This window comes from Auritidibacter ignavus, assembly GCF_029853775.1.
Lineage (GTDB): Bacteria > Actinomycetota > Actinomycetes > Actinomycetales > Micrococcaceae > Auritidibacter > Auritidibacter ignavus.
Map to the genome: position 1 here is coordinate 16,219 of NZ_CP122564.1, position 25,435 is coordinate 41,653.

A 25,435-nucleotide genomic window follows, 5' to 3' on the forward strand; every position below is an offset into this window, starting at 1 on the left:
TTTCTTGGTTCACTGGTAGTGCACCTTTCGCTCGACGAACCGCATCTGAATCACGGTGATCAAGAACAGCGTGAAGAACAGGACCACCGCGATGGCGGCAGAGTAGCCGGCGCGCTGATAGGCGCCGAAGGACTGCAAATAAACCTCAAAAATAATCGTGTTCGTTCCGTGCCCGGTGGGTGTCATGGTCCGCAGGATGTCGAAGGCATTCGTCATCGAGAAGATGATGTTGGTGACCAATAAGAAGAACACGGTGGGGGTGAGCAACGGCAGCGTGACAGAGAAGAACCGGCGAATCGGACCGGCGCGGTCGATAGTAGCGGCTTCGATAAGGTCTTGGGGGATTGATTGCAGACTGGCGAGAAACACCACGGCGCAGAAACCCAGGTTCTTCCAGACATAGACGATGATGACCATCAACAGTGCCCAGTCTTCATCCAAATACCATTGCGGCGAGTCCAGGCCGAACCAGTCGAGAATGTGGCTCAGTGCGCCGCGCTCTGGGTTGAAGATGAAATTCCAGACCAGGGCGACACCCACGCCAGAAAGAACATAGGGCGAAAACACCGCGGTGCGGGCGACAGTGCGTCCGGGAATCTTTTTGTTGAGCACCAGGGCGATGAGCAAGCCCAGAATCATGGACCCGGCCACTGTTCCGAGTGTGAAGATCGCGGTGACCCGCCAGACCTCGAGGCCGTCATCAGAGGTGAAGAAACGAACGTAGTTATCGAGCCCGATCTGCGTCGCGGTGCTGGAGCCCAAACGCCAGTCCAAGGTGGAGTAATACATATTGCTGATCAACGGATAATAAATAAAAGCCAAGATCAGCAGGATATTTGGGCCAGCGAAGAGGAGAAAGAAGGTCCAGTTCTTGGACAGTCGTTTACGCCTGGCTTTGCGTCGTTCTGTTGCCAGTTCGTCTTGGTCGGAATCCTGCGATAACGCTGTTTGTTCCGGATCCCGGACGCGTACTGTGGACATTCCTGCCTTCCCCGTACGGTGTGAGTAATTGGCGCATTCGCACGCCAGCTACACAGTGTGAGGAACGGAGTTAACTATGGGATCACCAGGAGGTAAACGGTAGATGTAATACGTGTTGGTAGGTCGTGAATCGATCAAGGTGAAGAATGTGCCGACGCTGTTTATGATTTTGTGGTGACGATATCAAGCCTCGATAATTGAGATTCGATAGTTGTTTTTCGGGCGACGAAGAACCCGCAGATCAGGAGCACCATGATAGTGGCCATCATCACGATTAAGGGCGTTGTCCAGGAGCCCGTCGCGGAAAAAAGAGCCCCGATGCTCACCGGTCCGGTGGCGGCAATCATATAGCCGATGGGTTGGACGAAGTCGGAAAGTCGCGCGATGGCGGTGGGGAAGGCCCAGCCACCGAAACCGAAGAATATCGCCCAGATCCAGGCGCCGCCGGCTGGATCGATTAAGAGCCCAAGATATCCTGTTGCGGTACTGAGCCCGAGAGCGATGATCCAGCCACTGATGTTCTTGCTCCGGGAAATGATCCACGGCATGACGAACCCGCCAATGATAGGCACGGCGGACATGATCGAGACCAAGGCTCCGGAAACAGCGGGAGAGACCCCGGCGTCCTGATAGATCTGTGGGAGCCACCCGAATTGCACATAAGCGTTCATGGATTGGAACGCGAAGAACCCGGTCATGGCCCACGCCAGGGGGCTGCGGTAGATCTTCACGGAGGTAGCGGATGGGGTGACCGCCCGAGGCCGATCCCGCCCCGTGCGCACCCACAGGAGGATGCCCATGATCCCCGGCACGATGGCTGCTACAGCCCAGAATCCCAGGGTTGCACGCCATCCGGTGATCTCCAGCGCTGCTCCCAGGCTCTGTGCTAAGGGGACTGCCGTCAGTGAGCCGAGTGCTCCCGAGGCAGTGACCACGGCAGAGTAGGTGCCCATTAAGCCCACCGTGGCGGTGCCGGCGTGGGTTTTGATCCAGGCTGGCGCCAGCACATTGCCGATTGCAATCCCGGACAAGGCCACGACGGTACAGAAGAGGAACAACCAGGCGTTCCCGGTAAGCGCTCGGGCCAGGCCGCCGATCCAGATCAGTCCACACCCCATGGTCAAACCTCCGGTGAGCCCGAATTGTTGGGCTAACCGGACGGCAACGAAACCCAGTGCACCGAAGCACAGTCCCGGTAGCGAGGTTAACACGCCGGCGCCCACCGCGCTGAGCTCCACCGACTCGGCAATATCGTTGAGAACCGGTCCCACGGCGGTAGCGGAGGTTCGAAGATTCAGCGCGAGGAGAATCATGAACCCCATCATTGCCCCCAGGCTCAAGGGCACGATCTTGCCCGCACCGTGGTCAAAAGTACCGGGGGAGCTCGAGGTCGTGGAAGGTGTCGTCATAGCGGATTCCCCCTGTAGCGAGGCGTTGTGGCACCAGCACTGGTAGTCTCGGTGCTCTCCCGTATCATGGACAGGGCGAACCGGCTTTCGGGGCAGACCTGATAAAATTTGCACGGCTGTTGTGGCCAAATTTTACTGACTTTCCACTGTGAAGGAATAACCCGCTGATGACCCTAGCTCACCGCGAAGACCTCCGAAATGTTGCCATCGTTGCCCACGTTGACCACGGTAAAACCACTCTGGTTGACGCCATGTTGCGCCAGACCGGGGCGTTTGATGAACACGGAGAAACCGAAGATCGCGTGATGGATTCCGGGGAGCTGGAGCGCGAAAAAGGCATTACGATTCTGGCCAAGAACACCACTGTGTTCTACTCAGGCCCCTCAGCGACCGCTGAGACCGTGACCATTAACGTCATTGATACTCCCGGCCACGCCGATTTCGGTGGCGAAGTAGAACGTGGGCTGTCGATGGTCGATGGTGTGGTATTGCTCGTGGACGCCTCGGAAGGCCCGCTACCGCAGACCCGTTTCGTCCTGCGCAAAGCGCTGGAAGCCAACCTGCCGGTGATCCTGGTGGTCAATAAGACTGACCGTGGCGATGCGCGTATCGACGGTGTGGTTTCCGAATCGATGGACCTGCTGTTGGGGCTGGCCTCCGATATTGCCGAAGAGCGTGAAATCGACTTGGATGCGGTCTTGGACGTGCCGGTGGTCTACGCCTCGGGTAAAGCCGGTCGCGCCTCGCTGAATCAGCCAGCCGACGGCGACTTGCCGAATAGCGAAGACCTTGAGCCGCTGTTCGACACCATCATGAAGCGCATCCCGGCCCCGACCTACCACGAGGACGAAGTCCTGCAGGCGCACGTGACCAACCTCGACTCCTCGCCCTTCTTGGGCCGGTTGGCGCTGTTGCGCGTCTTCAATGGCACCCTGCGCAAAAACCAACAGGTCACCTGGGCATACCAGGGTGGTTCACAAACCGTGAAGATCACCGAACTATTGGCTACCAAGGGATTGCAACGTGTCGCTGCCGAGGAAGCCGGACCCGGTGAGATCGTGGCCGTGGCTGGTATTGAGGACATTATGATTGGTGATACGCTCACTGATCTGGAGCACCCCAAGCCGCTACCACAGATCACCATCGATGAGCCGGCGATTTCGATGACCATCGGTATCAACACCTCCCCGTTGGCCGGACGGGTCAAAGGCGCGAAGGTCACGGCCCGACAGATTAAGGACCGTCTAGACCGCGAGCTGATCGGTAACGTCTCCCTACGCGTGCTCCCCACCGACCGTCCCGACACCTGGGAAGTGCAGGGCCGTGGGGAACTGGCACTGGCCGTCCTCGTAGAGCAGATGCGTCGTGAAGGCTTTGAGCTCACGGTGGGTAAGCCCAAGGTGGTGACCAAGACCATTGACGGCACGATGCACGAGCCGATTGAACGGATGACGATCGATATCCCCGAAGAGTTCATGGGCGCGGTAACCCAGCTGATGGCCTCGCGCAAGGGCATTATGCAGGAGATGACGAATAACGGCACCGGCTGGATGCGCATGGAATTTACCGTCCCCGCCCGCGGTCTGATCGGATTCCGCACTCGGTTCCTGACTGACACCCATGGTGCCGGTATCGCCTCCTCGTATTCCGACGGTTATGCGCCCTGGGCCGGAGACATTAGCTACCGCTCCTCGGGGTCGATGGTTGCCGACCGTAGTGGGGTGGCCACCCCGTTCGCCATGATCAATCTACAAGAACGAGGCACCTTCTTCGTCCAGCCCGGTGCGGACGTCTACGAAGGCATGATCGTCGGAGAAAACTCCCGCAATGAAGACATGGATGTCAATATCACTAAGGAAAAGAAACAGACCAATATGCGTGCTGCCTCGGCGGAATCCTTTGAAGGGCTGACACCGCCGGCCACCTTAACCTTGGAAGAGTCCCTGGAATTCGCGCGTGAAGATGAATGCGTGGAGGTTACGCCCGAAGACATTCGTATTCGGAAGGTCGTGCTGGATGCCCATGAGCGCATCAAGCTCTTCCGCGCTCGCCAGCGGGCCAAAGACTAAACCACACCACACCCAGGACGCATTCAGTTCATGACCGTTTTTCCACCCGAAGAGAACCCACCGGCACCGCCGGTCGCAGGCGAAACCGATCGAGATCGTCCCAGTCTCCGCCAGCCCATCGTGACCGCTGTGGGTGCGGTCTGTCTCGGAGCGCTTGTAGGGTTCTTCGGCAATGTCGTGCACTTCAACGTGGTCTGGATCGGGTCCGTTGCCCTGCCGTGGGGCGTGGTGCTGGCCTTGGGATTGGTGGTGCTGGCTGCTTTCTGGCTGACGAGTCTTACTGATCGGCTTTGGGTATCGGCAGTGACTATCCTGGCCAGCTACGGGATGGCCTGCCTGATGGCCTTTTGGCCCGGGGCAGATGTGTTCTCGGTGCCGGTTTCGGCCTTAGCCTGGCAGATGATGCCGGTGGAAGTGATTGCTGAAGCCGCGTGGTTGCTTGGTATTCCGGTTGTTGGCGTGGTGACCATGGTGATCCTGCGGGTGCAATTGTTCTCCCCACGTGGCGCAAAAACACAGCAGTCAACAGCCCAGCATGAGTCCGAGCCATGCTCCAGTACCAGCCCTGACACCTCGGCTTCACACGGGGCTCATCGGCCACAACAGCATTAGACTGGGTTGTCGACACACCCCTTCGAGCGAGGACACGTTGTCGCTGATCTTCGCTCCGCTCAGGTTCCCGAAGGATGATTCATGACTTACGTCATCGCGTTGCCATGCGTCGATGTGAAGGACCGTGCCTGCATCGATGAGTGCCCCGTCGACTGCATTTACGAAGGTGAACGGAGCCTCTACATTCACCCAGACGAGTGTGTGGACTGTGGGGCGTGTGAGCCAGTATGCCCGGTCGAGGCCATCTACTACGAAGATGATCTTCCCGAAGAATGGGAAGACTATTACGACGCCAACGTAGAATTCTTTGACGATCTCGGCTCGCCCGGAGGTGCTGCCAAAATGGGAGTCATCCCGAAAGATCACCCCCTTATCGCGGCACTTCCGCCCCAAGCCTAAAGAAGCCACAGATGGTCAAACTTCCGGTTTATCCTTGGGAAGAACTCACGCCCTATCGGCAGCGGGCAGAACAACATCCTGACGGCGTCTGCGATCTGTCGATCGGCTCCCCAGTCGATCCAGTCCCGGACTTTATCCAGCAGGCGCTGGTGCAGGCCAGTAACTGGCCTGGATACCCCGTTGCTGGCGGAGACGACCACCTGCGTCGAGCTATTGCTGAGTGGTACGCCCGACGCCGCAACGTTCCAGAGCTTGGTCCCGAACACACCGCGGCGACCGTTGGGTCCAAGGAACTAGTGGCCTGGCTACCCTTGATGTTAGGACTAGGGCCCGGTGATGTCGTGGTCCGCCCTCGGATCTCCTATCCGACTTATGACATCGGTGCACGACTGGCTGGAGCAGTCTCCATCCCCACCGACGACCTCGCAACGGTGGACGCTGAGACCGCAGCGCGGGTGAAACTGGTCTGGCTAAATTCTCCAGCCAACCCCACCGGGGACGTTCTGGACCGCGACCAGCTGTCCCGCACCGTAGACCACGCCCGCCAGCTCGGCGCAGTGATCGCCAACGATGAGTGCTACGCCGAACTGGGCTGGGACCACTGGGAAGATCATCGCGTTCCCTCCATTCTCGACCCCGTTGTGACACAAGGTGATCTCCGTGGGGTTTTGAGCGTGTATTCCTTATCAAAGCAGTCCAACATGGCCGGCTACCGAGCAGCCTTCATTGCCGGGGACCCCACGCTGATCGCTGAGCTGATCAATATTCGCAAGCATGCCGGAATGGTCGTGCCCGGCCCACTGCAAGCCGCCATGGTGGCGGCCTTGAACGACGACGAACACGTGGCGGTGCAAAAGGCCCGCTATCGAACCCGTCGCGGTCAGCTGATGTCGGCTCTGCGCCAGGCTGGGTTGGAGGTTCACGGCTCCGAAGCCGGGCTGTACCTCTGGGTGTGCCAACCGGGACGAACCGCGGATTCGGCGACCTCGCAAGATTCTTGGGACTTAGTGCGACGCTTCGCTGATGCCGGTATCGTCACCGGGCCAGGAGTCTTTTATTCTGAGGCTGGCAATGGGTACGTGCGGTTGTCGATCACCGCCCCGGACGACGTGGTGGCGGTCTCAGCTCACCGTATCAGCGTGGGCCTTTAGGACTCCGGCTGTCGAACTCGGTCAAGATGACCTAGATGACGGAGTAAGAATCGTTATTTTCTACCCATTGTTGGTAAGTTATACATGTTGAATGTGTCGTGCCCAACAATGTCTGTGGCACATCGTGATCCTCAAACACACCTGATGAGGGAGAAGCACCAATGAGTGGGAATGATCAAGCCACGCTGAATCTCGGCGCTGACAACCTCGAGCTCAACCTCGAGAAGGCGACCGTCGGAAACAACGGCATCAACATCGCACCGTTGCTCAAAGAAACCGGGACCGTCACCTACGATCCTGGATTCATGAACACCGCAAATACCCGCTCAGAGATCACCTATATCGATGGTGACAACGGAATTTTGCGCTACCGGGGCTATCCGATCGAGGAACTAGCCAAGCACTCCTCGTTTTTGGAAGTCTCGTACCTGTTGATCTACGGCGAACTGCCCTCAGCCAGCCAATTGCAGGCCTGGGACGACAATATTCGCCGTCATACGATGTTGCACGAAGACATCAAGGATTTCTTCTCCGGCTTCCCGCGGGACGCTCATCCGATGGCCGTGCTGTCCTCGGCTGTTTCAGCACTGTCCACCTTCTATGCTGATTCACTGGATCCCTTCGACGAGGAACAGGTCCACATCTCCACCATCCGCTTGATGTCGAAAGTTCCGGTGATTGCCTCTTACGCCTATAAAAAGGCGATTGGCCAGCCGATGCTCTACCCGGATAACTCGCTAAACTACGTGGAGAACTTCCTCCGACTATGCTTTGGCGTTCCGGCTGAGCCCTACGAGCTGGACCACGATATGACCGACGCTCTGGACATGCTCTTGATCCTGCACGCTGATCACGAGCAAAACTGTTCGACCTCCACCGTACGTTTGGTCGGCTCGGCCAATGCCAATATCTTCGCTTCGGTCTCGGCAGGTATTAACGCCCTGTTCGGCCCGTTGCACGGGGGTGCTAACGAAGCAGTGCTGAACATGCTGCGTGAGATCCAAGCATCTGGGGCTACCCCTGAGCAGTTCATGGAAAAGGTCAAGAACAAAGAAGACGGCGTCCGTTTGATGGGCTTCGGTCACCGTGTCTACAAGAACTACGACCCGCGTGCCCGTATCGTAAAGTCCACCGCCGAGAAGATCTTGTCTAAGCTGGGCGGTAATGACGAGTTGCTCGACATTGCCATGCGCCTGGAAGAAAAGGCCCTGGCTGATGACTACTTCATCGAGCGCAAGCTGTATCCCAACGTGGACTTCTACACCGGTCTGATCTACAAAGCTATGGGCTTCCCAGAGCGGATGTTTACTGTTCTGTTTGCGCTAGGTCGCTTGCCCGGCTGGATCGCCCAGTGGCGTGAAATGATGCAGGATCCGGTCAAGCGCATCGGTCGCCCACGTCAGATCTACGTGGGCGAAGACGAGCGCCATTACCCGGGCGCCTAGGGGCATCTTCCGCGATACTTTGTCAGGCCCCGACTGTCCCGTGCCTCGACCGCACCGGACAGTCGGGGCTTACTCGTTAATCCGGGCTGTATGTTATCGGTCACATCTCACCGTGGGCTAGGACATCCCGAAACTGAGTAGACCATCAAAATATGCTGAGCATCCGGGTATATTTTTCTGTGATTTGACCCCCTTTTTCTCAGGGAATGTGTAACAAACTGGTCACATTCGGCTCGATTTTGGCTATCTGAGTCGCTGAGTATCCGCTGAAGACAGCCGATCACAAGGCATTATGTGAATTACCTGAACTTGGCAGGTGGGGGTGGATTGTCACATTTTGATAACGACTAGATCGCATGTAGTGTGGCCATTCGAGTTCAGCACAACAGGGCAAGCCGGTGGAACCGCCGTGTTCACGTCTTGTCCGCCGCGAGGACACCGCGTCTCGAGGCACGTGCTCGAACAGACCTAGACCCAACGCCAAATGGCGCAGGAAGGAAACAAAGACCGTGAACACCACTACTGAGAATCGTGTCGCTACCCAGCCGAAGAAGCGTCGCGGTAAGTTCGCTGCGACCTCCGTTCTGGCCGCAGCAGCTCTAGCCGCTCCGTTGCTGGGTACGATCGATACGGCCTCCGCAGCCCCGGATTCAACCTGGGATGCCCTGGCCGAGTGCGAGTCCGGTGGTAACTGGTCCACCAACACCGGCAACGGCTACTACGGTGGTCTGCAGTTCAACCCGAACACCTGGCAAGCCTACGGCGGTTCTGGTAACCCGGCTGATGCTAGCCGTTCCGAGCAGATCCGCGTCGCAGAAAACGTCCTGGAGGGCCAGGGCTGGGGTGCATGGCCAGCTTGCTCCGCCAAGATTGGCGCCTCCGGCGAGGCCGAGCCACGTCAGGCTACCAGCGAGACCGAGTCCAACCAGAGCTCTTCGCAACAGCAGACTCAGCAGCAGTCCCAGCAGGCCGAGCAGCAGGCTCAGCAGTCGCAGCAGGCTCAGCAACAGCCTCAGCAGGCTCAGCAGCAGCCCCAGCAGGCTTCGACTGGCAAGCACGCTAACCAGTCCACCGGCTACGATGCTCCGTCCAGCTCCGCAAAGGCTGGTTCCGGTCCTCAGCACGCAGCCGGTTCGGCAAACTACACCGTGCAGGCCGGTGACACTCTGGGCAAGATCGCACAGCGACACCAGGTGTCTGGCGGTTGGGAAGCCATCTACCAGGCTAACTCCGGAACTATCGCTGATCCGGAGCTGATCTACCCGGGTCAGACCCTGGTTATTCCGTAAGGAGCGACCGTCCCGCAGGGGTAGACGCGTTGTTTCAGGCCGTGTTCCTTGGTAGCCCACTTCGATGGCGGGTCAAGGGCACGGCCTGAAGTGTATCTAGAACAATAGCCGCGTTGGACCGTGGCTACTTCTGCTCATCCTCATCGGGTGTTTCTGAGCAGTATTCGGTGGTGATATCAGTGGCCTGAGGTAGTTGGAGAGTGTAACCACCAGGGAACCCGGAGTGGTCGAGGAGTGATTCGAGCTCTCCGTCGGTCAGATCCTGACTGATTGCCTGGGTGGTTGCGATACAGCCGGTGGTCTCCGGTGCGAATCCGACCCAATAGAACGACGACTCAGTCAACTCGTCGGGAAGTGCGTCCACAGGATCCTCGTTTCCAGCGCTCTGCGAGGCCTCGAGCAGTTCGTCCCAGGAATAAAAATAGGCTTCCGCAGGAAGTGCATCCTCAGAAAACAGGCCAGCCAAGGCCAGGTCGTCCCCGGCCACGGCGTCGTATCGACCCGATTCCAACCCGGTGGCGCACTCACCGTAGGTATTCTGGACCGTGATTTCGCGACCGGGGTGATCATCAATGTCAGCGCTTGATCCTGCCACAATACACACACTGGCGTCATTGAGATCGGACAGATCTGAAATCGTGACCGGACCAATCAGTTGCTCCGATTCCTTGGAAGAGCTCGTGGCAGTTGGTGTCGCGTTATCGTTGGGCACTGGCTGAGACGCGGTGATTAATGCTGGTGAGATCGTGGCGTAAGGGCCAGCCCACTGGACGCCATCGCTGGTGTCAGGAACTCGTTGGCGCGCGATGACCAGATCCGCCTCGCCGGTGGTGAGCATGGAGGTAGCCTGCTGGCTGGTGGCGTGGGCTAAGCGAGCCCACGACAGTTCTGATTCGTCGTCCACGACCTGTTTCTCAGTGACCAACCGGGAGGCTAAATCCGCTTCGGAACCGGTGACATTAGATGGCTCTGTCCCCGAGCTCAAGCCGGGCGCGTCGACTCCCACAGCCACTACCACGCTGTCCTCTGGGGCTGGGCCTGGAGTCAGCGGTTCTTCGGGATCGCCACAACCAGTTAGCACGAGCGCCAGAAGCGACCCAAGCGCAGGCAGCGCCTGTGCTGAGGACATAGCAGGGTGGGGTGAGCGTAACATCGGCTGAGAGGTTGGCAGGCTCAATGAGGACGGATCAAAGGGCACGGTTATAGTATGTCAGATCTCGCTAAAGTGGCAGTCATGACTACTTGCTCTTCCCGAGGATCTGCCGACGATGAACTGTCCCAGCAACGGGTTCGCCGTGGCCCTCAGGTGTTAGGACAACAACGACGAGACGAACCGACGTTTGACGAGTTGTTATTCGAATCCGAGGGAGCCAAATCGTCCCACAGGCATAACATCGATCCGCCGTCCTCAGACGCCTGGCGCGTCTTGCGTATGCAGGGAGAGCTGGTTGAAGGTTTCGGGGCGTTGGCGGGAACCGGTCCTGCTATTTCGGTCTTTGGCTCCGCTCGCCTCTCCGAAGGTAGCCTCGGGTATGAGTTGGGAATGGAGATCGGCCAGATGCTGGTGCAAGAAGGCTACGCCGTGATCACCGGTGGGGGACCTGGCGTGATGGAAGCAGCCAACCGGGGCGCTTGGCAGGCCGAGGGGGATTCCATCGGGCTCGGCATTGAATTGCCCCGGGAACAGGGGCTCAACCAGTACTTGAGCCTTGGGATCAACTTCCGCTATTTCTTCGTCCGCAAGTTGATGTTTTTGAAGTATTCCCGGGGATTCGTGGTGCTACCGGGCGGAATGGGGACCCTTGACGAGCTCTTTGAAGCGCTCACGTTGGTTCAAACCGGAAAGGTCAGGGCGTTTCCCGTCGTGTTAGTGGGACGCGAATTCTGGGGATCATTGGTGGAGTGGATGGAGCATCAACTTGTCGGATCGGGAACGATCGACCCCACTGATCTGGACCTCTTCTGCGTGGTGGACACCGTCGATGAAGTTCGAGAACAGCTCCGTGCCCACAATAGGTAGCGATATCCAAGGGGAGTTCATGAGATACTAGGAACATGGGCGTAAATCTGTTCTTGATTGAAATCCTTGCACTGGGGGTCGTGGTCGTTGCTGCGATTGCGTTGGCGCTGGCCAAGCCGCAGGTTCGCCATCTGGTTCGCCCGTTGGCCGAACCCGAGCGGGCCCTTCCACCGGTGTTAGTCCCGCCGGCTGATCGGCTCCGTCCCGACGACATTGACCAGATACGTTTTTCGACGGCGTTGCGAGGATATCGGGCAGATCAAGTGGACCAGGTGCTGGATCGACTAACTGAGGCTCTGGCCGAACGCGACCGTAAGATCATTGAGCTGGGTGGAACTGTACCGGTTACCGACGAACGCTCGGCAACTCCCCAGTCGGATCAGTAGTCGCCAGCGCTGTGAGTAGTAAACCAGAAGGGAACTGAGACTGTATGGCAGCGATGAAACCACGAACCGGAGACGGTGTATTGGAAGTAACCCGGGAGCCCCGCAAACTCGTGATGCGGATCCCTGCTGACGGGGGAGGCCGTCTCGTCGTGGAGCTCAACGACGAAGAAGCTCAAGCGCTCAAAGACGCCCTGGAGCAGGTCCTGGCGAAGTAGCAGCATCTCATCCCTGCGTAGCTACAGCGCGGATTGCGATCAACACACCAGAACCTGTGGGAATCACCGTGGAATGCGACCAGACATCGGTCTGTTCAGCCAGTGTTTTACCCGCCTGACGTAAGGCCACGGTGGTCTGGTCACGGACCGCAGGACGTGGCACGCGATCACCATCAAAGGCGTCGTTGATCACCAATAGTCCGCCCGGACGCAAAAGTCGGGCGGACTGTTCTACATGGAAACCCAAGACCAGCGGGTCGGTATCAATAAAGACCAGGTCATAAGCACCCGTTGATAGCCGGGGTAAAACGGTGCGACCGCGACCGGTAATCAACCGGGTTTGCGAAGGAACGTACCCACCGGCGACGAAGCTCTCCCGAGCACTGCGTTGAGCCTCAGCGTCGGGATCCAATGTGGTCAGAACTGCACCTCGTGGTGCTCCACGCATCAACGACAACCCGGACACCCCAGCGCCGGTACCTAGCTCTACTATCGTCCGGGGGGCCTTGGTGGCCGCGAGGACAGTCAACAACGAGGCGGTGCCTTCGGTCACGGCCCGGATTCCGAGTTCTTCGGAACGTTCACGCGCTGTGAGCATCACCTCGTCCTCGACAGGGCGGGCTTCTGCAAAAGCCCAGCTGGCGTGTTTATCGGTCTGATGCGGGCTCAGCGCCTTCATGAGGGGAGACTCCTTTGGCTTCGCTCGTGAGTGTTGTCAATGAATCGGACGAGAGGTACGTGACGATTCCCAAGACACTGCCCCCTTATTGTACGGGCTTTGTCCTCCGAGCCACCGAGATCCGAAATGAGGCCGGCTCAGTTCAGAGTTTTCTCAGATTTCAGCACGAGAATAGCCCCATGGCCAACTCCGCGATTTCTCATCAGAGAAAGAAGAGGCGTGCCTAAATGTCGAAAACGCTCACCCACTTCACGGTTCACCCGACGATGCGCATCGATGCGTATCTGGAGGGGGCGCTGTCACGACACGCCGAGGCGAAAGTGCAACATCATCTGGCGCATTGTCCCCAATGTCGCGAGCTGTGCCGGGAGCGGGCTTTAGCCCTCGACGTGGTTGAACGTGCAGCGAAGACCCAAGAACGCGTCAATCCCTCACGAACTGTCTTCGAGGTTGAGTCGGCTGAACCCGAGGATTCCAGCCCGGAGACATCCACGCAGGACTATGTCGCTCGCCTGAAGACACAGGACGGCGTTCCCGGGTGGAAAGTCGTGATCGGGCTGGGAGTGATCTGTTTAGTGGCTTCCGGAATATTACTGACGGCGTGGTTTATGGGCGGACAGAATACTCAGGCTTCGACGGAAGTAGCAGATGATGAGCTGTTGCCCCACAATCTGCGGGTGTCTCCGCTATCGTACGGCACGGCCACAACCGGTGGTCGTTCTGCGCTGGACACCTGGTCCTTAACCGAAAGCGAACATGATGCTGCCTCGGCCATGACTGGCTCGAGTGCGCCTTTAGACATGATCGGCCGGCGAGTGGCAACCAGCTCTGTTCCAGAGCTACGAACGACAGGATGGTCAGTACCCCGCCTTGGCCAGTTGAATATGACCCAGGGACCAACCGTGGTCAACCGTGGCGAACGTTGGGCAACCATTTCGACAACCTATACTTCCCCCGGAGCCCTCAGCGATCAGCCCGGCGACAACAGTATCGATGCGCAGAACCAAACGGTGGTTCGACAGTGCAAGATGCTCGATGAACGCGACGGGGTGTCTGGCTGTGCCGTCGATGAGAGCTTATTAGATTCGGATCAACTCAGCCCGCTGGAACCCAGCGCCGAAGATGCAGTGATCCACGTGTACCCCGACGAGTCCTGGACAGCGCTGTTTGCTACAGATCAGACTCTGTACCGGGTCGATTCCAACACCCCCAAATCTGAGGCATCTGGCATGATTCGAACTATTGCGGTGTTCCAGCGTTCTCTGGTTTCTGAGGCCCAAGGAGCCGATGACTCTGTTCTGGACCGTGTCGATGACGGGCTGACGCAGATGTTTTCGTCGTCAGAATGACACCGCAAACTCTGCTGATGCTTGGCTACTGAGCTAGGCTAGGAGAATGAATTTTTTCGGTATCAACGGTAGCGAGCTCCTCGTTCTGGTGGTGCTCGTGCTTCTGCTGTTGGGGCCGGAAAAAATCCCAGAATATACACGGTCGTTACGAGATTGGATTCGGAAGCTGCGCCAGATGGCAGAGGGGGCTAAAAACTCCTTTAAAGAAGAGACCGGAACCGATTTCAATGATATCGACTGGGCGAAATATGATCCTCGGCAGTACGATCCCCGGCGCATCATCCGTGAAGCGCTAGCAGAACCCCTCGATGATTTCGGAGCCTCCACCACCCATCTGGAGACGCCGGCCAGCAAGAAATCGTCGTCTCAGAATCAACCAGCCTCGATCCAGCATGCACAGGTGTCTGGAACCGCGACCGGTCTGACGGCTGGCTCTGACGAAGACGTCGCCTCTACACAGAACCCCGAAGATACCGACGAAAATCCGTCCACCCCTTTTGATAACGAAGCCACCTAAAGGTTTCGACGTCACGTCCTGCCACCCCGAATGACGGCTTCTGTGTCGTCCCATGAAGGAGACAAGACATCATGGTCAAACGTCAGCTACCTAAGATCAACGAGCTTGCTGAACTGATGCAATTCAAGAAGCCGCAGCTTAACCGCAGGAAAGCCCGTTTGGACAAGGCCCTGACCATCTGGGATCTGCGCGAGTTGGCCAAGAAAAATACGCCGGTAGGACCATTTGACTATACCGACGGTGCCGCAGAATCAGAAGTGTCCATTCAACGAGCTCGTCAGGCTTTCCAAGACATTGAATTTCACCCCGGAATTCTGCGTGATGTCTCCCAGGTCGATACCTCCACAACCATCACCGGTGGGAAATCTGCGTATCCGTTCGGGATTGCCCCGACAGGGTTCTCACGCATGATGCAGACTGAGGGAGAAGTTGCCGGTGCCCGTGCGGCAGCCCGCTGTGGAGTGCCCTTCTCGCTGTCCACGATGGGCACCACCTCGATAGAAGATGTGGCAGCAGCGGCTCCCAACGGGCGGAACTGGTTCCAGCTGTATGTGATGAAAGATCGTGATGCCACCTACGACCTGGTCCATCGTGCTTACTCGAGTGGTTTTGACACGCTGTTCTTCACCGTTGATACTCCGGTGGCCGGTCAGCGGCTACGCGACACCTATAACGGTTTTTCGATTCCACCTCAGCTGACTCCGATGACGGTCATTGGCGCGATTCCGAAATACCACTGGTGGTTCGATTTCCTGACCACTCCGACTTTGGAATTTGCCTCCCTCACCAAGACCGGTGGTACCGTTTCCGAACTGATTGACACGATCTTCGATCCCTCGATCAACGACGAGGATTTGCGCATAATTCGCGACCTATGGCCAGGAAAATTGGTGGTCAAGGGCGTACAGACCCTCGAAGCAGCCACAAAGCTTGCCGACTTCGGGGTGGACGGGATCGTGTTGTCGAACCACGGCGGACGGCAACTAGACCGTGCCCCCGTGCCCTTTGAGCTACTTCCCACAGTCGCTCGTGAGGTCGGAGCCCAGACCGAGATCATGATCGACACCGGCATTATGCACGGTGCCGATATCGTGGCCTCCATCGCGTTAGGCGCCGACTTCACACTGGTAGGTCGCGCTTGGTTGTACGGATTGATGGCCGGTGGTGAGGCCGGGGTGGACCGGATGCTTGAAATCCTCACTAAACAGCTGACCCGGACTATGCAATTGTTACAGGTTACCAGCGTGGACGAGCTGGGACCCCAGCACGTGACCCAGCTAGAGCGACTCAACGTGCGGCAACGGATTTCTCGCGAGGAAGAAGTCAGTCGCCCCTGATGAGTGCGAGATCTCGTGCAACCGTGTGACGGCCCTTAGACGTATGCTATGACTCAGCGTGTAGATTCCGAGGCATCAAAGACCCACCGGGGGTACCGTGCTATTGGGATCATTTTGGTGGGGGCTGGCCTTGGGCGCCACTTGTACGGTACCCTACACCCAGAAATCCAGCTGATCAGCTCATCATGGGTGAGCCTATTTGGGCGGTTTCGACCAAGCGTTCGCTGATAATCTGTAACGACTTTCCGCTGGGAGAGTCTGGATGAGAAATGATCGTGGGCTGACCTTGGTCAGCATCGGTGCGAAGAATTGGGTCCAGGGGGATTGTCCCTAAGAGTTCGACCGGGTCGTGCAGATGCTCCGCCAGATGCTGGGCAACCTGTTTGCCACCGCCGGCTCCAAAAACGTCCATCACGGTGCCATCCGGGAGGGTCATCGGCCCCATATTCTCAATGACTCCGGCTACCGCCTGATGGGTTTTGGTGGCTAGTTCTCCGGCTCGAGCAGCAATATGGGCAGCAGCATACTGCGGTGTGGTCACCACCAGAAGCTGGGCCTGGGGGAGTAGCTGTGCAACTGAAATAGCAATGTCTCCCGTCCCCGGTGGTAAGTCCACCAGCAGGACATCGAGCTGGCCCCAATGGACATCGCCGATGAACTGTTCCAGGGCACGGTGGAGCATCGGTCCCCGCCAAGCCACCGGTTGGTCGGTGTCGAGAAACATCCCAATCGAAATCGTTTTGACTCCATAAGCCACCGGTGGCAAGATCATCTCTTCCAAGCGAGTGGGGCGGGTCGTGATCGAGAGCAAACGCGGGATGGAAAAACCGTGAATATCGGCATCAATTAAGCCCACCCGGTAGCCACACTTGCTCAACGCGGTGGCCAGATTTGCGGTTACCGTTGACTTACCGACACCGCCTTTGCCCGAAGCTACGGTGAGCACCAGTGGCTGGTGGGGATCCCCAGCGCTCGCGGCGGTTAAACTCGAGGAATGGCGTGAACGCAGGGAATCAACGAGTTTTCGGCGTTGCGTGCTGTCCATGGGACGTAGAGCTACCTCGACGCTACTCACCCCGGGCAAGGAGACCAGGGCGTTGAAGACCTGGTCTCGTAGCGTGTCTTGCATCGGACACCCGGGCGTGGTCAGCAGGATCTCGGCGCGAAGGTGATGCGCAGGAACTTCTTCAGATGCGGGTGCCTGACCGGAAGTGTCGTCCACAGATGCCGTCACCGCAGACACCATCCCCAAATCAGTAATGGGGACGCGAATCTCCGGATCCTCGACGTGACGTAAACGAGCCAGGGCAATCTGTTCAAGTTCGCTGATGTTCCTGGACATGGTTCTACTGTAGGTCAAGGCTAGACTCGACGCTATCAGCCAAACAATGTGCGTTGACTTGGATTCACTTCTGAAAAATGGGGAGAATAGAACTATGTCTATGAATGCCGGTTTTACCGACCCCCTCGGCCAAGGTCTGCCCCAGGGACAATTATTGGGAAATTATCGTCACTTTGACGATGCGCAGAAGGTTGTCGACCGGTTGGTCGAAGCCGGTATTAATGTGGATCATTTTCATATTGTTGGACGCGACGTGCGCCTGGTGACGTCCTTGCGCAATCGTTCAGGATATCCTGCCGTGGTCGGCAGGGCCGCCTTGCAGGGGGCATTTTTTGGCCTGCTTATCGGGCTGTTGATCTCGACCTTGATGCCAGCCCAAGCCCCATTCCAAATTCTAGCCTCGGTTGCTTTGGGCGTAGGTGTGTGGGTGATCTTTGGTGTCATCGGGCATGCACTGCGTCGACGTGCTGGTAAGTACGACTACATACCCCGATTCGCTGCCGTGAGTTTCGACTTGCTGTGCGACTTTGCCGTTGCTCACCAAGCCAAACAAATCATCGGGCCCCAACCGATGCCAACCAGTCCGACACCGGCCCATCAGCCCGACTCGACCGGTACCACCGCCCCCGGAACACCACCGCCAAGTGGCCAGACCGGTTCTTCTCCCACCACCGCGCAGACCCCGGTCCAGGAGCCCTCGGAGGCCTCCACCACCCGGTCCGGGTTCCCAGACCTTCCCGATGGCCGGCCACAGTTCGGTGCCCGGATTGATGACGCCTCTCAACCCCGACGCGAAGCAGAACCCCATGGTGATGCCAGCGCTGATCCATCCGCACCATCGGAGCCATCCGAGTCATCCGAGGCATCAGAGAAGAAGGCCACCGACGGAACCCAGAGCTCCCTATCTGAGCAACCTGAGCCCCGTCGCAAGACTTCGCAGGAGGATCACTAGCTTATCCCCTGCACCGAACTATTGCCGGTTGTTTTCTCCCAGCAGTGATGCCATCCAAGCTTCCACCTCGTCGACGGTGCGTGGAATGGTGGCACTGAGGTTCTCGGCGCCCTGGTCGGTTACGAGAATATCGTCCTCGATCCGAATGCCAAGACCCCGGTATTCTGCGGGAACGGCCAGATCTTCGTTTTTGAAATACAGGCCCGGTTCGATGGTGAACACCATGCCCGGTTCCAGCACGCCGTCCATATAAAGCTCGCGACGCGCCTGCGCACAATCGTGAACATCTAACCCCAGGTGGTGGCTGGTCCCGTGTGGCATCCAACGGCGATGCTGTTGTCCGGACAAGGAGACAGCCTCGTCAACACTGACCGGAAGAATTCCCCAGGCATCCAGGTGCTGTGCCAGAACTTCGGTGGCACGATCGTGAACATCACGGAATCGGATCCCCGGCCGCACGATCTCGAAAGCCGCATCGGCAGCTGCCAGCACAGCGTTGTAGACCTGGGCCTGAAGCTCGGAGAACCGTCCATTAATCGGTAGTGTGCGGGTGATGTCAGCGGTGTACAGGGACTCGGCTTCCACACCGGCATCTACCAGCAACAACTGCCCGTCGACAATCGGACCGGTGTTCCGAATCCAGTGCAGGATGGTGGCGTTGTTGCCGGCAGCGGCAATGGTGTCATAACCCAGGTCATTCCCCTCGAGCCGAGCTCGAGAAAAGAATGCGGTCTCGATAACCCGCTCGCCCCGTTGAACCTGCTTTGCGGCCGGTAGCGCCCGAATAATGTCGTCAAAACCTCGGGCCGTGGCGTCCACGGAGCCACGAAGTTCCCCGATTTCCCATTCGTCTTTGACCAGGCGGAGTTCGGACAGATATTCGGAGAGCTCGGCGTCGAGTCGGTCGGAGGCTTCTAGATCAACGCCGGTGTTGATCCGGGAGGTGTCAACCAGAGCCTCCATATTCAGGTCAGCGCCACGCACCACGCGCAACCGGGTGCCACCAATCTCCACGGCTCCGGCATCGACGGTGACCGCATATTCCAGTTCGTCGAGACTCTTGGTCTTCAGTCCGGTGCGAGCTTCTAATTCACGCAAGGTTGGTCGAGGTCCCACCCAAAACTCGCCGATTTTGGCGTTGGCATAGAATTCTTCGGAGTCCCGGGTAGCCAGGGGACGGAAATACAGGGTCGAAACGTGCCCGGACCCTTGGTCCCCGGTACCCGGCTCAACCGGTTGCATCACCAACGCCGCATCGGGCTCGTGGTCAATACCGAGTCCGGTCAGGTGCGTGAATGCCGAATGAGGCCGGAACCGGTAGTCGGTGTCATTGGATCGGACTTTCGGGGCGCCGGCCGGAATGATCAGGCGTTCACCCGGGAACCGCTCCGAGACCGCTTTTCGGCGTGTAGCAGCGTAAGAGGCCACCGCATCGGCTGAGAATTCTGGGTGCTCGACCGGAGCCCATTGGGAACCCATGAAGTCTTTAAATGCCTGGGACTCCGGGCGACGGGAACGGTTCTCACCCCGCTGAGAGAGAGCCTGCTCTGGTTGCTCGTCGAGCTGGTCCCGGGAGGTCGAAGAACGATGTTGTGCAGAAGAAGCGGATGATTCAGTCATGGTTCCATGCTCTCATGAATCCCCAGCACCCCGCCGGGGAGGTTACCTGTCTGTTGTATGACGTTTACACTTATGAGCATGGCCTTTGATCTGCACACGCATTCAACCTGTTCGGATGGTACCCAGCCACCGGCAGAGGTCGTGCGTTTAGCAGCAGAGGCAGGATTGGAAGGACTTGCGCTGACCGATCACGACACCACGGCAGGATGGGATGAGGCGATCTCAGCCGCGCAGCGTCACAGCATCAGCTTGGTGGTTGGCATGGAATTATCGTGCGTGACCGATGAAGGGATCAGCGTTCATGTGCTCAGCTATTTGCATGACCCACAGCACGCGGGTTTGTCAGCTGAAATTGCTCGAGCCCGAGAGGCTCGCATCATTCGAGCCCAAGAAATGACCGCTCGGATCGCCCGAGACTATCCGGACTTGAGCTGGGAGTTAGTGCTCAAACATACCCACGACGATGCCACCGTGGGGCGGCCGCATCTCGCCGATGCACTCGTGGACATCGGCGTGGTCCCGGACCGCTCGGCAGCGTTTACCAGCCTGCTATCGAGTGACTCGTCCTACTATGTGCCTCACTATGCTCCTGATCCAGCACTCGGAGTAGAGCTGATTAAAGAAGCAGGTGGGGTAGCAGTCTTCGCACACCCGATGGCTGCGAAGCGAGGACGTACCGTATCAGACCGTACCTTCACCGAGATGATCGAGGCTGGCCTAGACGGCGTTGAAGTTGACCACCGCGATAATTCGGCTAAGGGGCGGGATAAGCTTCGTCAGCTGGCCAGGAAATATGGTTTGTTGACGACCGGTTCTTCGGACTTTCACGGCAACGGTAAACCCAACCGGTTGGGTGAATATACCACGGCGGTAGAAACGGTTAAAGCGCTGGAGCCTCGAGCGAGCTCAGGACTCCAGGTGCTGTGGCACACCGACTAATTGCGGTTGTTCTGCTGGTTTGTGCTCTGTTTCCTTCTCGAGGAAACCACTTTACCGTTCTTCCGGCGAGTGCGCTGACGCCTCCGCGAAGAACCCGAGGCCTTCTCCTTCTTGGCCTGGGCCTTGTGCTTCGACGAGGAAGACCGTTCTTGGCTCTGGTCTTGCTGGTGTCCAGCCGAACGACGCCGGGAGCGTCCGCGACGATGCTGTCGACCATTGCGGGACCGCGATCGAGAATCCTTACCACCAAGATCTTCACGATCTTCGGCGTCGAGACCAGCGTGAGTGCGTTGTGACTTTGGGAGTTTTCCTTTGGTTCCCTCTGGGATATCCAAGTCTTCGAACAGGTGGGGGGAGGCGGAGTAGGTCTCAATGGGCTCGGTTTGGTCTAGGCCTAGCGAAGCGGCAATCAGCTTCCACTGCGGGATGTCTTCCCAGTCCACCAGTGTCACCGCGGTGCCCTTATGCCCGGCCCGACCGGTCCGACCGATCCGGTGTAGATAGGTCTTTTCATCTTCGGGACACTGGAAGTTGATCACGTGGGTGACATCATCGACGTCAATACCGCGGGCAGCGACATCGGTGGCGACCAGCACATCGATTTTCTCATTGCGGAAGGCCCGTAAAGCTTGCTCGCGCGCGCCCTGTCCCAAGTCGCCGTGGATCGCACCAGCTGCAAAGCCGCGCCGGGTGAGCTCATCGGTCAACCGTGCTGCTGCGCGCTTGGTACGAGTAAAGATAATCGTGCGACCTCGCTCCCTGGCCTGTAGTACCCGCGCGATCAGCTCATCTTTGTCCAGATGGTGAGCACGGTAGATCAGCTGACGGATGTCCTTTTTGGTGGCCTGAGTGTCGTCAGGATCTTCGGCACGAATATGAGTGGGGTGCGTCATGAACCGGCGGGCCATCGCCACCACCGGACCGGGCATGGTAGCAGAGAATAGCATGGTCTGACGCTTATCTGGAACGGCCTGCAACAAGGTTTCAACATCCGGCAAGAAACCCAAGTCAAGCATTTCGTCGGTTTCATCCAGAACGACGGTCTGCACATGGTCGAAGCTCAGATGACGCTGACGCATCAAGTCGATGAGTCGTCCCGGGGTTCCAACAACGACTTCGGTACCACGATTGAGTTCGTCAACTTGTGGTTCATAAGCCCGACCACCGTAAATGGTCGTCACCCGCACGCTACGACGTGAGGCCGCCAATCCGAGGTCCTCACCGACCTGGGTCGCCAGTTCGCGAGTTGGCACGATCACCAGAGCCTGGGGAGCACCGGGGGAGGGCAGAGAGTCGCTACCAGGCTCATCGGGGCCAATGACACGCTCCAGGACCGGAAGACCAAATCCCAACGTTTTACCGGTACCGGTCTTAGCTTGACCGATGATATCCTGGCCTGCCAAAGCAATCGGCAGAGTCATGGCCTGAATAGGGAATGGGGAAACGATCCCCTTGGCAACGAGGGCCTGGACCATATCGTCGCGCAGGCCGAAATCTGCGAACGTCTTGTCTGAGGTAGACCCATGCGGCGAGGTGTCGGACACGAGTTGGTCGTCCGGATCGGCCTGGTTTACAGCGGGCTGTTGGTGAAGAGAATCTGACATCTGAGATGAACTTTCTCGTGGCACCCCACAACCCAAGGTATGTGTCAGTCGGATTGTAGGGTGCCACTGAATCGAGGACTATACGAGCGGGTCAACACAATGGACAAAAAAGTGGAGCCGATCGCGGTTTAGTCTTCTGAGCTGTAGTAAGCGGTAGCGTTCTATCGCAGACGACCGGTCATCCAGGGGCGTCAATGACACCGGGGACGTGGTGTCGTAGTGAGGAATGGTCGAGTCTAGCTGGCGACAAAACCGACCGGGCCAGACGTGGTGTCTCCTACCTCGACATAGCCTACAACATTGCCGGGGACCAGGATCGTACGACCCTTAATATCGTCGATCTGAACCATACCTCCATCCTTGATGGCGGTTTGGACTTGCTCGACCACTTTCTCAGCCGGCAAATCTGTCTTGAACACAATTTCACGGGTGACGTGTTGAACACCGATACGAATTTCCATGTCTCTCCTTCACAAGCCGTGAACGCGGTTAGTGTTGTTTCGGGAACCCAGCTTAGCGGAGACGCCCTCGGCTCCGTGCGCTCTCAGCCCTGTCTGCCGCGGGCTTCGGCCAGTGGCGTAATTGTCAGTTCCGAAACACAGAAATGCCCTCACGCAACATGTCGGTCACGATCTCGGCGGTCTGGTTCGGGCCCAGTTCCTCGGTCTGTTGCTGATCCTTGGACATATAGGTCCAACCGTGGGCTGCGCTAATCACGGTAATCGTGACCATGGAAGAGACAAGTCTGGTCTGCTGGTCGGTGAGATGGGAGTCGTCAACCAGTAAGGTGTGGATTTTGTCGGTGATCTTTCCGAGAAACTCCCGACGGACTCGGTCGAGCTCACCCTCCAGAGGAGTCGAACGGTCCAGAATGACTCGGAATGGACGATCAGGGCGCGAGGCGAATTCAAAGGCCGCGGCAACGCACTTGTAAACGCACTGTCGCTCTGAGTCGCTTTCTTCGTCGAAAGCTTGGGTGAGTTTCTCGCCGAGCATTTTGAGATGGTCATTGAAGATGGCGCGGTAGATGTCTTCTTTGCCCTCGAAGTGCTGATAGAGAACTGGCTTGGAAATTGCGGCTTCCTTGGCAATGGCGTCCATAGAGGATCTGACGTAGCCGTTGATTCCAAAATGTTGAGCAGCGATGGTGAGAAGTTGTTCTCGACGCTGGCTTCTAGGTAGACGTGTCACGAGTTGCTAACCGTCCTTGACGTATCGGTGTGGTCTGCACCATGGAGAGTTCGCCATCCTTCCACGGTGATGAATGTCTGTCGTATTTCTACTGAAATTACGAGTGATTGTCATCCCTCGAAAAAAACGTAGTTAACGATTCTCATACTTTACTGATGGAATCGCAATATTGCCAGTGACTTGGGAGTTTATCGGAAGTCTTTTGCCGTGAGAGGCAACTCTCTTAACACACTCGACGCTATGCTGGGAAAATAGATGAAAGGTAAAATATAAGTGATGAATGCGCGTCCAAGAGAGCACAAAGCCAGTGAAAACTGTGCACCGAGCTCTTGGATGAGAAGTGTCGCAGGTGAGCGAAAGAGGTGGCCGGTGGTGAGTGCTTAAGCGCTCTCGGCACGATGATCGGAGTGGGGGCACGTGGGATCGGCTACCGGTGTCTGCTCGGGTGTCTGTGCACGCTTGCGTGCTGCTTGACGCTCAGCTTTCTTGCGCTGTCTTTCAGCGGTTTCGGCGGCCACGTCGAGACCGAAAATGGTTTCCAGTGCGAGCTCGTAGTCCGCTAGGCGCCCTTCTTCGGCCAGGTGACGTGCCCGCACTGTTGGTTCGTGCAAGAGCTGACGCACCATGCGACGCATGGCGAATTCCACTTCCTCGGCGGCTGCGGTACATCCGTGGCGTTGCCGCACGCGAGCAATTTCGTCCTCGAGTACGGATTGAGTGTGCTCGCGCAAGGTCACAATGGCATCGGAGGCAGAGCGCTGTTTGGACTCACTGAGGAAATCTTCGACGGCTTGGTCCACGAGGCCTTTGGCCCGAGTAATGGATTCTTGTTGCTCGTCTGGCGCCGCCATCTTGACCGACTCGAGCGTAACCACGTCAACCCCGTCAAGATCGGCGATATCGGGATCGAAGTCATGGCTGAGCGCTAGATCGATAATGGTCAAGCGATGCGGGAGGCCGGAACGCAGTCGTTGCAACTCAGGTTTGGAGATGGTCCGCTCTTGCCCAGAAACGCCAATCACGACGTCTGCTTCGGCAAAAGCCTCATGCACCATGTCACTATCTACTGCCATGGCCCAGTCACCACGATCGGCGACAAACTGCTCGGCTCGGCCCGAGGAGGAATACACTGCAACGTTGCGAGCGCCGAGTTGCTCCAGCTGGGCGATGGTAGTTCCGGCGTATGCACCGGTACCCACCAGCAACACATTGGCATCTTCCCAGAACCGCTTGGTCGCCACGACGGTTGACCCGGCTCGGATTTGGGTTGCTAGCTCCAGCGCCACAGACACGACCGACCGTCCAGTCGATCCCAACGCGGTTTCGGTACCGACTTGTTTGGCGGTCCGGGACGCAGTTTCGAAAAGTTTGGTGAGATTACCCGTGGTGGTGTTGGCTTGCTTGGCCTCGGTGAGGGCCCGGCGCACCTGTCCGGCGATCTCGCGTTCACCAACGACAGCAGACTTGAGTCCGGCGCCGACTTCGAAGAGGTGTCGTACCGTCTCGTCGTGCGGAAGGATATGGAACGCATCCCGAACCTGGTCTAGGCGCAGACCGGTCTGGTCGGCGATGCTCTGGAGGATGTCAACCTGGGCTTGTGCCGCGTCGGCTCCGGTAGCGATTTCTGCATACACTTCGACACGGTTACAGGTCGAAAGAGACACTGCCCCCTGTAAATGGGGAGAGTTTTCTACCGTGGAGGCGACCCCTGGAACTCCGTTGCTTAATTCCGCCACCGTCTCGAGGTCAAGCCAGGTGTGCGCAGCAACCAACGAAAATAATGCCACAATGACTTCCATGCTAGGCCAGTGCACTCACCGATTAAAGTGAGCGCACCCTAAGTATGATGCCTCACGGTGTGTCATCTTTGCCTGAACAGTCCGGGGTGCCATCGCGATGGTTTTTCCTCTGACGGCTGATCACCACGTC

The 25,435-nt window shown here is 57.8% G+C and carries 24 protein-coding genes; 14 read left to right on the top strand and 10 right to left on the bottom strand.

Going from position 1 to position 25,435, the window contains the following annotated elements; genetic code table 11:
* Positions 1-9: 9 nt before the first annotated feature.
* Both QDX22_RS00095 and QDX22_RS00100 read right to left on the bottom strand, forming a co-directional pair.
* Positions 10-981, bottom strand: a complete 972-nt coding sequence (locus tag QDX22_RS00095) for a carbohydrate ABC transporter permease (RefSeq protein WP_279717896.1) — start codon at positions 979-981, stop codon at positions 10-12.
* A 161-nt stretch (positions 982-1,142) separates the two neighbouring features.
* On the bottom strand, positions 1,143-2,390 hold the full coding sequence (locus QDX22_RS00100) for an MFS transporter (protein WP_279717897.1): 1,248 nt from the start codon (positions 2,388-2,390) through the stop codon (positions 1,143-1,145).
* A gap of 167 nt (positions 2,391-2,557) precedes the next feature.
* Between QDX22_RS00100 and typA the strand changes: the two genes are divergently transcribed.
* The 6 genes from typA (at position 2,558) to QDX22_RS00130 (ending at position 9,355) form a co-directional block, all read left to right on the top strand.
* On the top strand, positions 2,558-4,459 hold the full coding sequence (typA, locus tag QDX22_RS00105; RefSeq protein ID WP_279673618.1) for a translational GTPase TypA: 1,902 nt from the start codon (positions 2,558-2,560) through the stop codon (positions 4,457-4,459).
* Between the two features lie 30 nt (positions 4,460-4,489).
* Positions 4,490-5,071: a hypothetical protein gene (locus QDX22_RS00110; RefSeq protein ID WP_110098544.1), complete on the top strand. Its 582-nt coding sequence runs from the start codon at positions 4,490-4,492 to the stop codon at positions 5,069-5,071.
* An 81-nt stretch (positions 5,072-5,152) separates the two neighbouring features.
* Positions 5,153-5,470 (top strand): ferredoxin, encoded by a 318-nt coding sequence (gene fdxA / locus QDX22_RS00115; RefSeq protein ID WP_110100214.1) that lies wholly within the window; start codon positions 5,153-5,155, stop codon positions 5,468-5,470.
* A gap of 11 nt (positions 5,471-5,481) precedes the next feature.
* Complete coding sequence (gene dapC, locus QDX22_RS00120) at positions 5,482-6,621, top strand: succinyldiaminopimelate transaminase (protein WP_122548707.1); 1,140 nt, start codon at positions 5,482-5,484, stop codon at positions 6,619-6,621.
* 161 nt (positions 6,622-6,782) lie between these two features.
* Positions 6,783-8,066 carry a citrate synthase gene (locus QDX22_RS00125; protein ID WP_110122745.1) on the top strand — a complete coding sequence of 428 codons (1,284 nt, stop codon included), beginning with the start codon at positions 6,783-6,785 and terminating at the stop codon, positions 8,064-8,066.
* Between the two features lie 509 nt (positions 8,067-8,575).
* Entirely contained in the window at positions 8,576-9,355 is a 780-nt protein-coding gene (locus tag QDX22_RS00130) for a LysM peptidoglycan-binding domain-containing protein (protein WP_110100216.1), read from the top strand.
* 124 nt (positions 9,356-9,479) lie between these two features.
* Here the strand turns inward: QDX22_RS00130 and QDX22_RS00135 are convergent, their stop codons facing one another.
* Positions 9,480-10,367: a type 2 periplasmic-binding domain-containing protein gene (locus QDX22_RS00135; RefSeq protein ID WP_158278432.1), complete on the bottom strand. Its 888-nt coding sequence runs from the start codon at positions 10,365-10,367 to the stop codon at positions 9,480-9,482.
* A gap of 222 nt (positions 10,368-10,589) precedes the next feature.
* On the opposite strand from QDX22_RS00135, the gene QDX22_RS00140 reads away from it, so the two are divergent.
* The 3 genes from QDX22_RS00140 to QDX22_RS00150 are packed head-to-tail and all read left to right on the top strand — an operon-like array spanning position 10,590 to position 11,976.
* Complete coding sequence (locus QDX22_RS00140; protein WP_122548718.1) at positions 10,590-11,375, top strand: LOG family protein; 786 nt, start codon at positions 10,590-10,592, stop codon at positions 11,373-11,375.
* A gap of 35 nt (positions 11,376-11,410) precedes the next feature.
* Positions 11,411-11,761 carry a DivIVA domain-containing protein gene (locus QDX22_RS00145; protein WP_122548706.1) on the top strand — a complete coding sequence of 117 codons (351 nt, stop codon included), beginning with the start codon at positions 11,411-11,413 and terminating at the stop codon, positions 11,759-11,761.
* Positions 11,762-11,805: 44 nt separating this feature from the next.
* Positions 11,806-11,976 carry a DUF3117 domain-containing protein gene (locus QDX22_RS00150; protein ID WP_110098551.1) on the top strand — a complete coding sequence of 57 codons (171 nt, stop codon included), beginning with the start codon at positions 11,806-11,808 and terminating at the stop codon, positions 11,974-11,976.
* Between the two features lie 7 nt (positions 11,977-11,983).
* On the opposite strand, the gene QDX22_RS00155 is transcribed toward QDX22_RS00150, so the two are convergent.
* Entirely contained in the window at positions 11,984-12,655 is a 672-nt protein-coding gene (locus QDX22_RS00155) for an O-methyltransferase (protein WP_110098552.1), read from the bottom strand.
* A gap of 227 nt (positions 12,656-12,882) precedes the next feature.
* Between QDX22_RS00155 and QDX22_RS00160 the strand changes: the two genes are divergently transcribed.
* The 3 genes from QDX22_RS00160 (at position 12,883) to QDX22_RS00170 (ending at position 15,858) form a co-directional block, all read left to right on the top strand.
* On the top strand, positions 12,883-14,004 hold the full coding sequence (locus QDX22_RS00160) for a zf-HC2 domain-containing protein (protein ID WP_110098554.1): 1,122 nt from the start codon (positions 12,883-12,885) through the stop codon (positions 14,002-14,004).
* Positions 14,005-14,050: 46 nt separating this feature from the next.
* Entirely contained in the window at positions 14,051-14,521 is a 471-nt protein-coding gene (locus QDX22_RS00165; protein WP_110098555.1) for a twin-arginine translocase TatA/TatE family subunit, read from the top strand.
* 71 nt (positions 14,522-14,592) lie between these two features.
* Complete coding sequence (locus QDX22_RS00170; RefSeq protein WP_110098556.1) at positions 14,593-15,858, top strand: alpha-hydroxy acid oxidase; 1,266 nt, start codon at positions 14,593-14,595, stop codon at positions 15,856-15,858.
* Between the two features lie 175 nt (positions 15,859-16,033).
* On the opposite strand, the gene QDX22_RS00175 is transcribed toward QDX22_RS00170, so the two are convergent.
* On the bottom strand, positions 16,034-17,200 hold the full coding sequence (locus QDX22_RS00175) for an Mrp/NBP35 family ATP-binding protein (RefSeq protein WP_122548703.1): 1,167 nt from the start codon (positions 17,198-17,200) through the stop codon (positions 16,034-16,036).
* 94 nt (positions 17,201-17,294) lie between these two features.
* Between QDX22_RS00175 and QDX22_RS00180 the strand changes: the two genes are divergently transcribed.
* The gene (locus QDX22_RS00180; RefSeq protein ID WP_122548702.1) at positions 17,295-18,152 is read left to right on the top strand and encodes a YflT domain-containing protein; all 858 of its coding nucleotides are present in this window, start codon (positions 17,295-17,297) and stop codon (positions 18,150-18,152) included.
* 18 nt (positions 18,153-18,170) lie between these two features.
* Here the strand turns inward: QDX22_RS00180 and QDX22_RS00185 are convergent, their stop codons facing one another.
* Positions 18,171-19,772 carry an aminopeptidase P family protein gene (locus QDX22_RS00185; protein ID WP_110098559.1) on the bottom strand — a complete coding sequence of 534 codons (1,602 nt, stop codon included), beginning with the start codon at positions 19,770-19,772 and terminating at the stop codon, positions 18,171-18,173.
* A gap of 78 nt (positions 19,773-19,850) precedes the next feature.
* Between QDX22_RS00185 and QDX22_RS00190 the strand changes: the two genes are divergently transcribed.
* Complete coding sequence (locus QDX22_RS00190; RefSeq protein WP_110098560.1) at positions 19,851-20,711, top strand: PHP domain-containing protein; 861 nt, start codon at positions 19,851-19,853, stop codon at positions 20,709-20,711.
* On the opposite strand, the gene QDX22_RS00195 is transcribed toward QDX22_RS00190, so the two are convergent.
* From QDX22_RS00195 to QDX22_RS00210, 4 genes are all read right to left on the bottom strand, one after another.
* Complete coding sequence (locus QDX22_RS00195; protein WP_279717898.1) at positions 20,708-22,315, bottom strand: DEAD/DEAH box helicase; 1,608 nt, start codon at positions 22,313-22,315, stop codon at positions 20,708-20,710. The genes QDX22_RS00190 and QDX22_RS00195 overlap by 4 nt on opposite strands.
* A gap of 236 nt (positions 22,316-22,551) precedes the next feature.
* The gene (locus QDX22_RS00200) at positions 22,552-22,776 is read right to left on the bottom strand and encodes a DUF3107 domain-containing protein (protein ID WP_110098562.1); all 225 of its coding nucleotides are present in this window, start codon (positions 22,774-22,776) and stop codon (positions 22,552-22,554) included.
* A gap of 124 nt (positions 22,777-22,900) precedes the next feature.
* The gene (locus QDX22_RS00205; protein ID WP_110098563.1) at positions 22,901-23,506 is read right to left on the bottom strand and encodes a TetR/AcrR family transcriptional regulator; all 606 of its coding nucleotides are present in this window, start codon (positions 23,504-23,506) and stop codon (positions 22,901-22,903) included.
* A gap of 380 nt (positions 23,507-23,886) precedes the next feature.
* The gene (locus QDX22_RS00210) at positions 23,887-25,293 is read right to left on the bottom strand and encodes a glutamyl-tRNA reductase (protein WP_233242814.1); all 1,407 of its coding nucleotides are present in this window, start codon (positions 25,291-25,293) and stop codon (positions 23,887-23,889) included.
* Positions 25,294-25,435: the final 142 nt, after the last annotated feature.

Bases quoted from the DNA above. Each gene is read 5' to 3' on its own strand.
- QDX22_RS00095 (WP_279717896.1), bottom strand. From the start codon at position 981: ATGTCCACAGTACGCGTCCGGGATCCGGAACAAACAGCGTTATCGCAG.
- QDX22_RS00100 (WP_279717897.1), bottom strand. From the start codon at position 2,390: ATGACGACACCTTCCACGACCTCGAGCTCCCCCGGTACTTTTGACCAC.
- typA (WP_279673618.1), top strand. From the start codon at position 2,558: ATGACCCTAGCTCACCGCGAAGACCTCCGAAATGTTGCCATCGTTGCC.
- QDX22_RS00110 (WP_110098544.1), top strand. From the start codon at position 4,490: ATGACCGTTTTTCCACCCGAAGAGAACCCACCGGCACCGCCGGTCGCA.
- fdxA (WP_110100214.1), top strand. From the start codon at position 5,153: ATGACTTACGTCATCGCGTTGCCATGCGTCGATGTGAAGGACCGTGCC.
- dapC (WP_122548707.1), top strand. From the start codon at position 5,482: ATGGTCAAACTTCCGGTTTATCCTTGGGAAGAACTCACGCCCTATCGG.
- QDX22_RS00125 (WP_110122745.1), top strand. From the start codon at position 6,783: ATGAGTGGGAATGATCAAGCCACGCTGAATCTCGGCGCTGACAACCTC.
- QDX22_RS00140 (WP_122548718.1), top strand. From the start codon at position 10,590: ATGACTACTTGCTCTTCCCGAGGATCTGCCGACGATGAACTGTCCCAG.
- QDX22_RS00145 (WP_122548706.1), top strand. From the start codon at position 11,411: ATGGGCGTAAATCTGTTCTTGATTGAAATCCTTGCACTGGGGGTCGTG.
- QDX22_RS00150 (WP_110098551.1), top strand. From the start codon at position 11,806: ATGGCAGCGATGAAACCACGAACCGGAGACGGTGTATTGGAAGTAACC.
- QDX22_RS00155 (WP_110098552.1), bottom strand. From the start codon at position 12,655: ATGAAGGCGCTGAGCCCGCATCAGACCGATAAACACGCCAGCTGGGCT.
- QDX22_RS00160 (WP_110098554.1), top strand. From the start codon at position 12,883: ATGTCGAAAACGCTCACCCACTTCACGGTTCACCCGACGATGCGCATC.
- QDX22_RS00165 (WP_110098555.1), top strand. From the start codon at position 14,051: ATGAATTTTTTCGGTATCAACGGTAGCGAGCTCCTCGTTCTGGTGGTG.
- QDX22_RS00170 (WP_110098556.1), top strand. From the start codon at position 14,593: ATGGTCAAACGTCAGCTACCTAAGATCAACGAGCTTGCTGAACTGATG.
- QDX22_RS00175 (WP_122548703.1), bottom strand. From the start codon at position 17,200: ATGTCCAGGAACATCAGCGAACTTGAACAGATTGCCCTGGCTCGTTTA.
- QDX22_RS00180 (WP_122548702.1), top strand. From the start codon at position 17,295: ATGTCTATGAATGCCGGTTTTACCGACCCCCTCGGCCAAGGTCTGCCC.
- QDX22_RS00185 (WP_110098559.1), bottom strand. From the start codon at position 19,772: ATGACTGAATCATCCGCTTCTTCTGCACAACATCGTTCTTCGACCTCC.
- QDX22_RS00190 (WP_110098560.1), top strand. From the start codon at position 19,851: ATGGCCTTTGATCTGCACACGCATTCAACCTGTTCGGATGGTACCCAG.
- QDX22_RS00195 (WP_279717898.1), bottom strand. From the start codon at position 22,315: ATGTCAGATTCTCTTCACCAACAGCCCGCTGTAAACCAGGCCGATCCG.
- QDX22_RS00200 (WP_110098562.1), bottom strand. From the start codon at position 22,776: ATGGAAATTCGTATCGGTGTTCAACACGTCACCCGTGAAATTGTGTTC.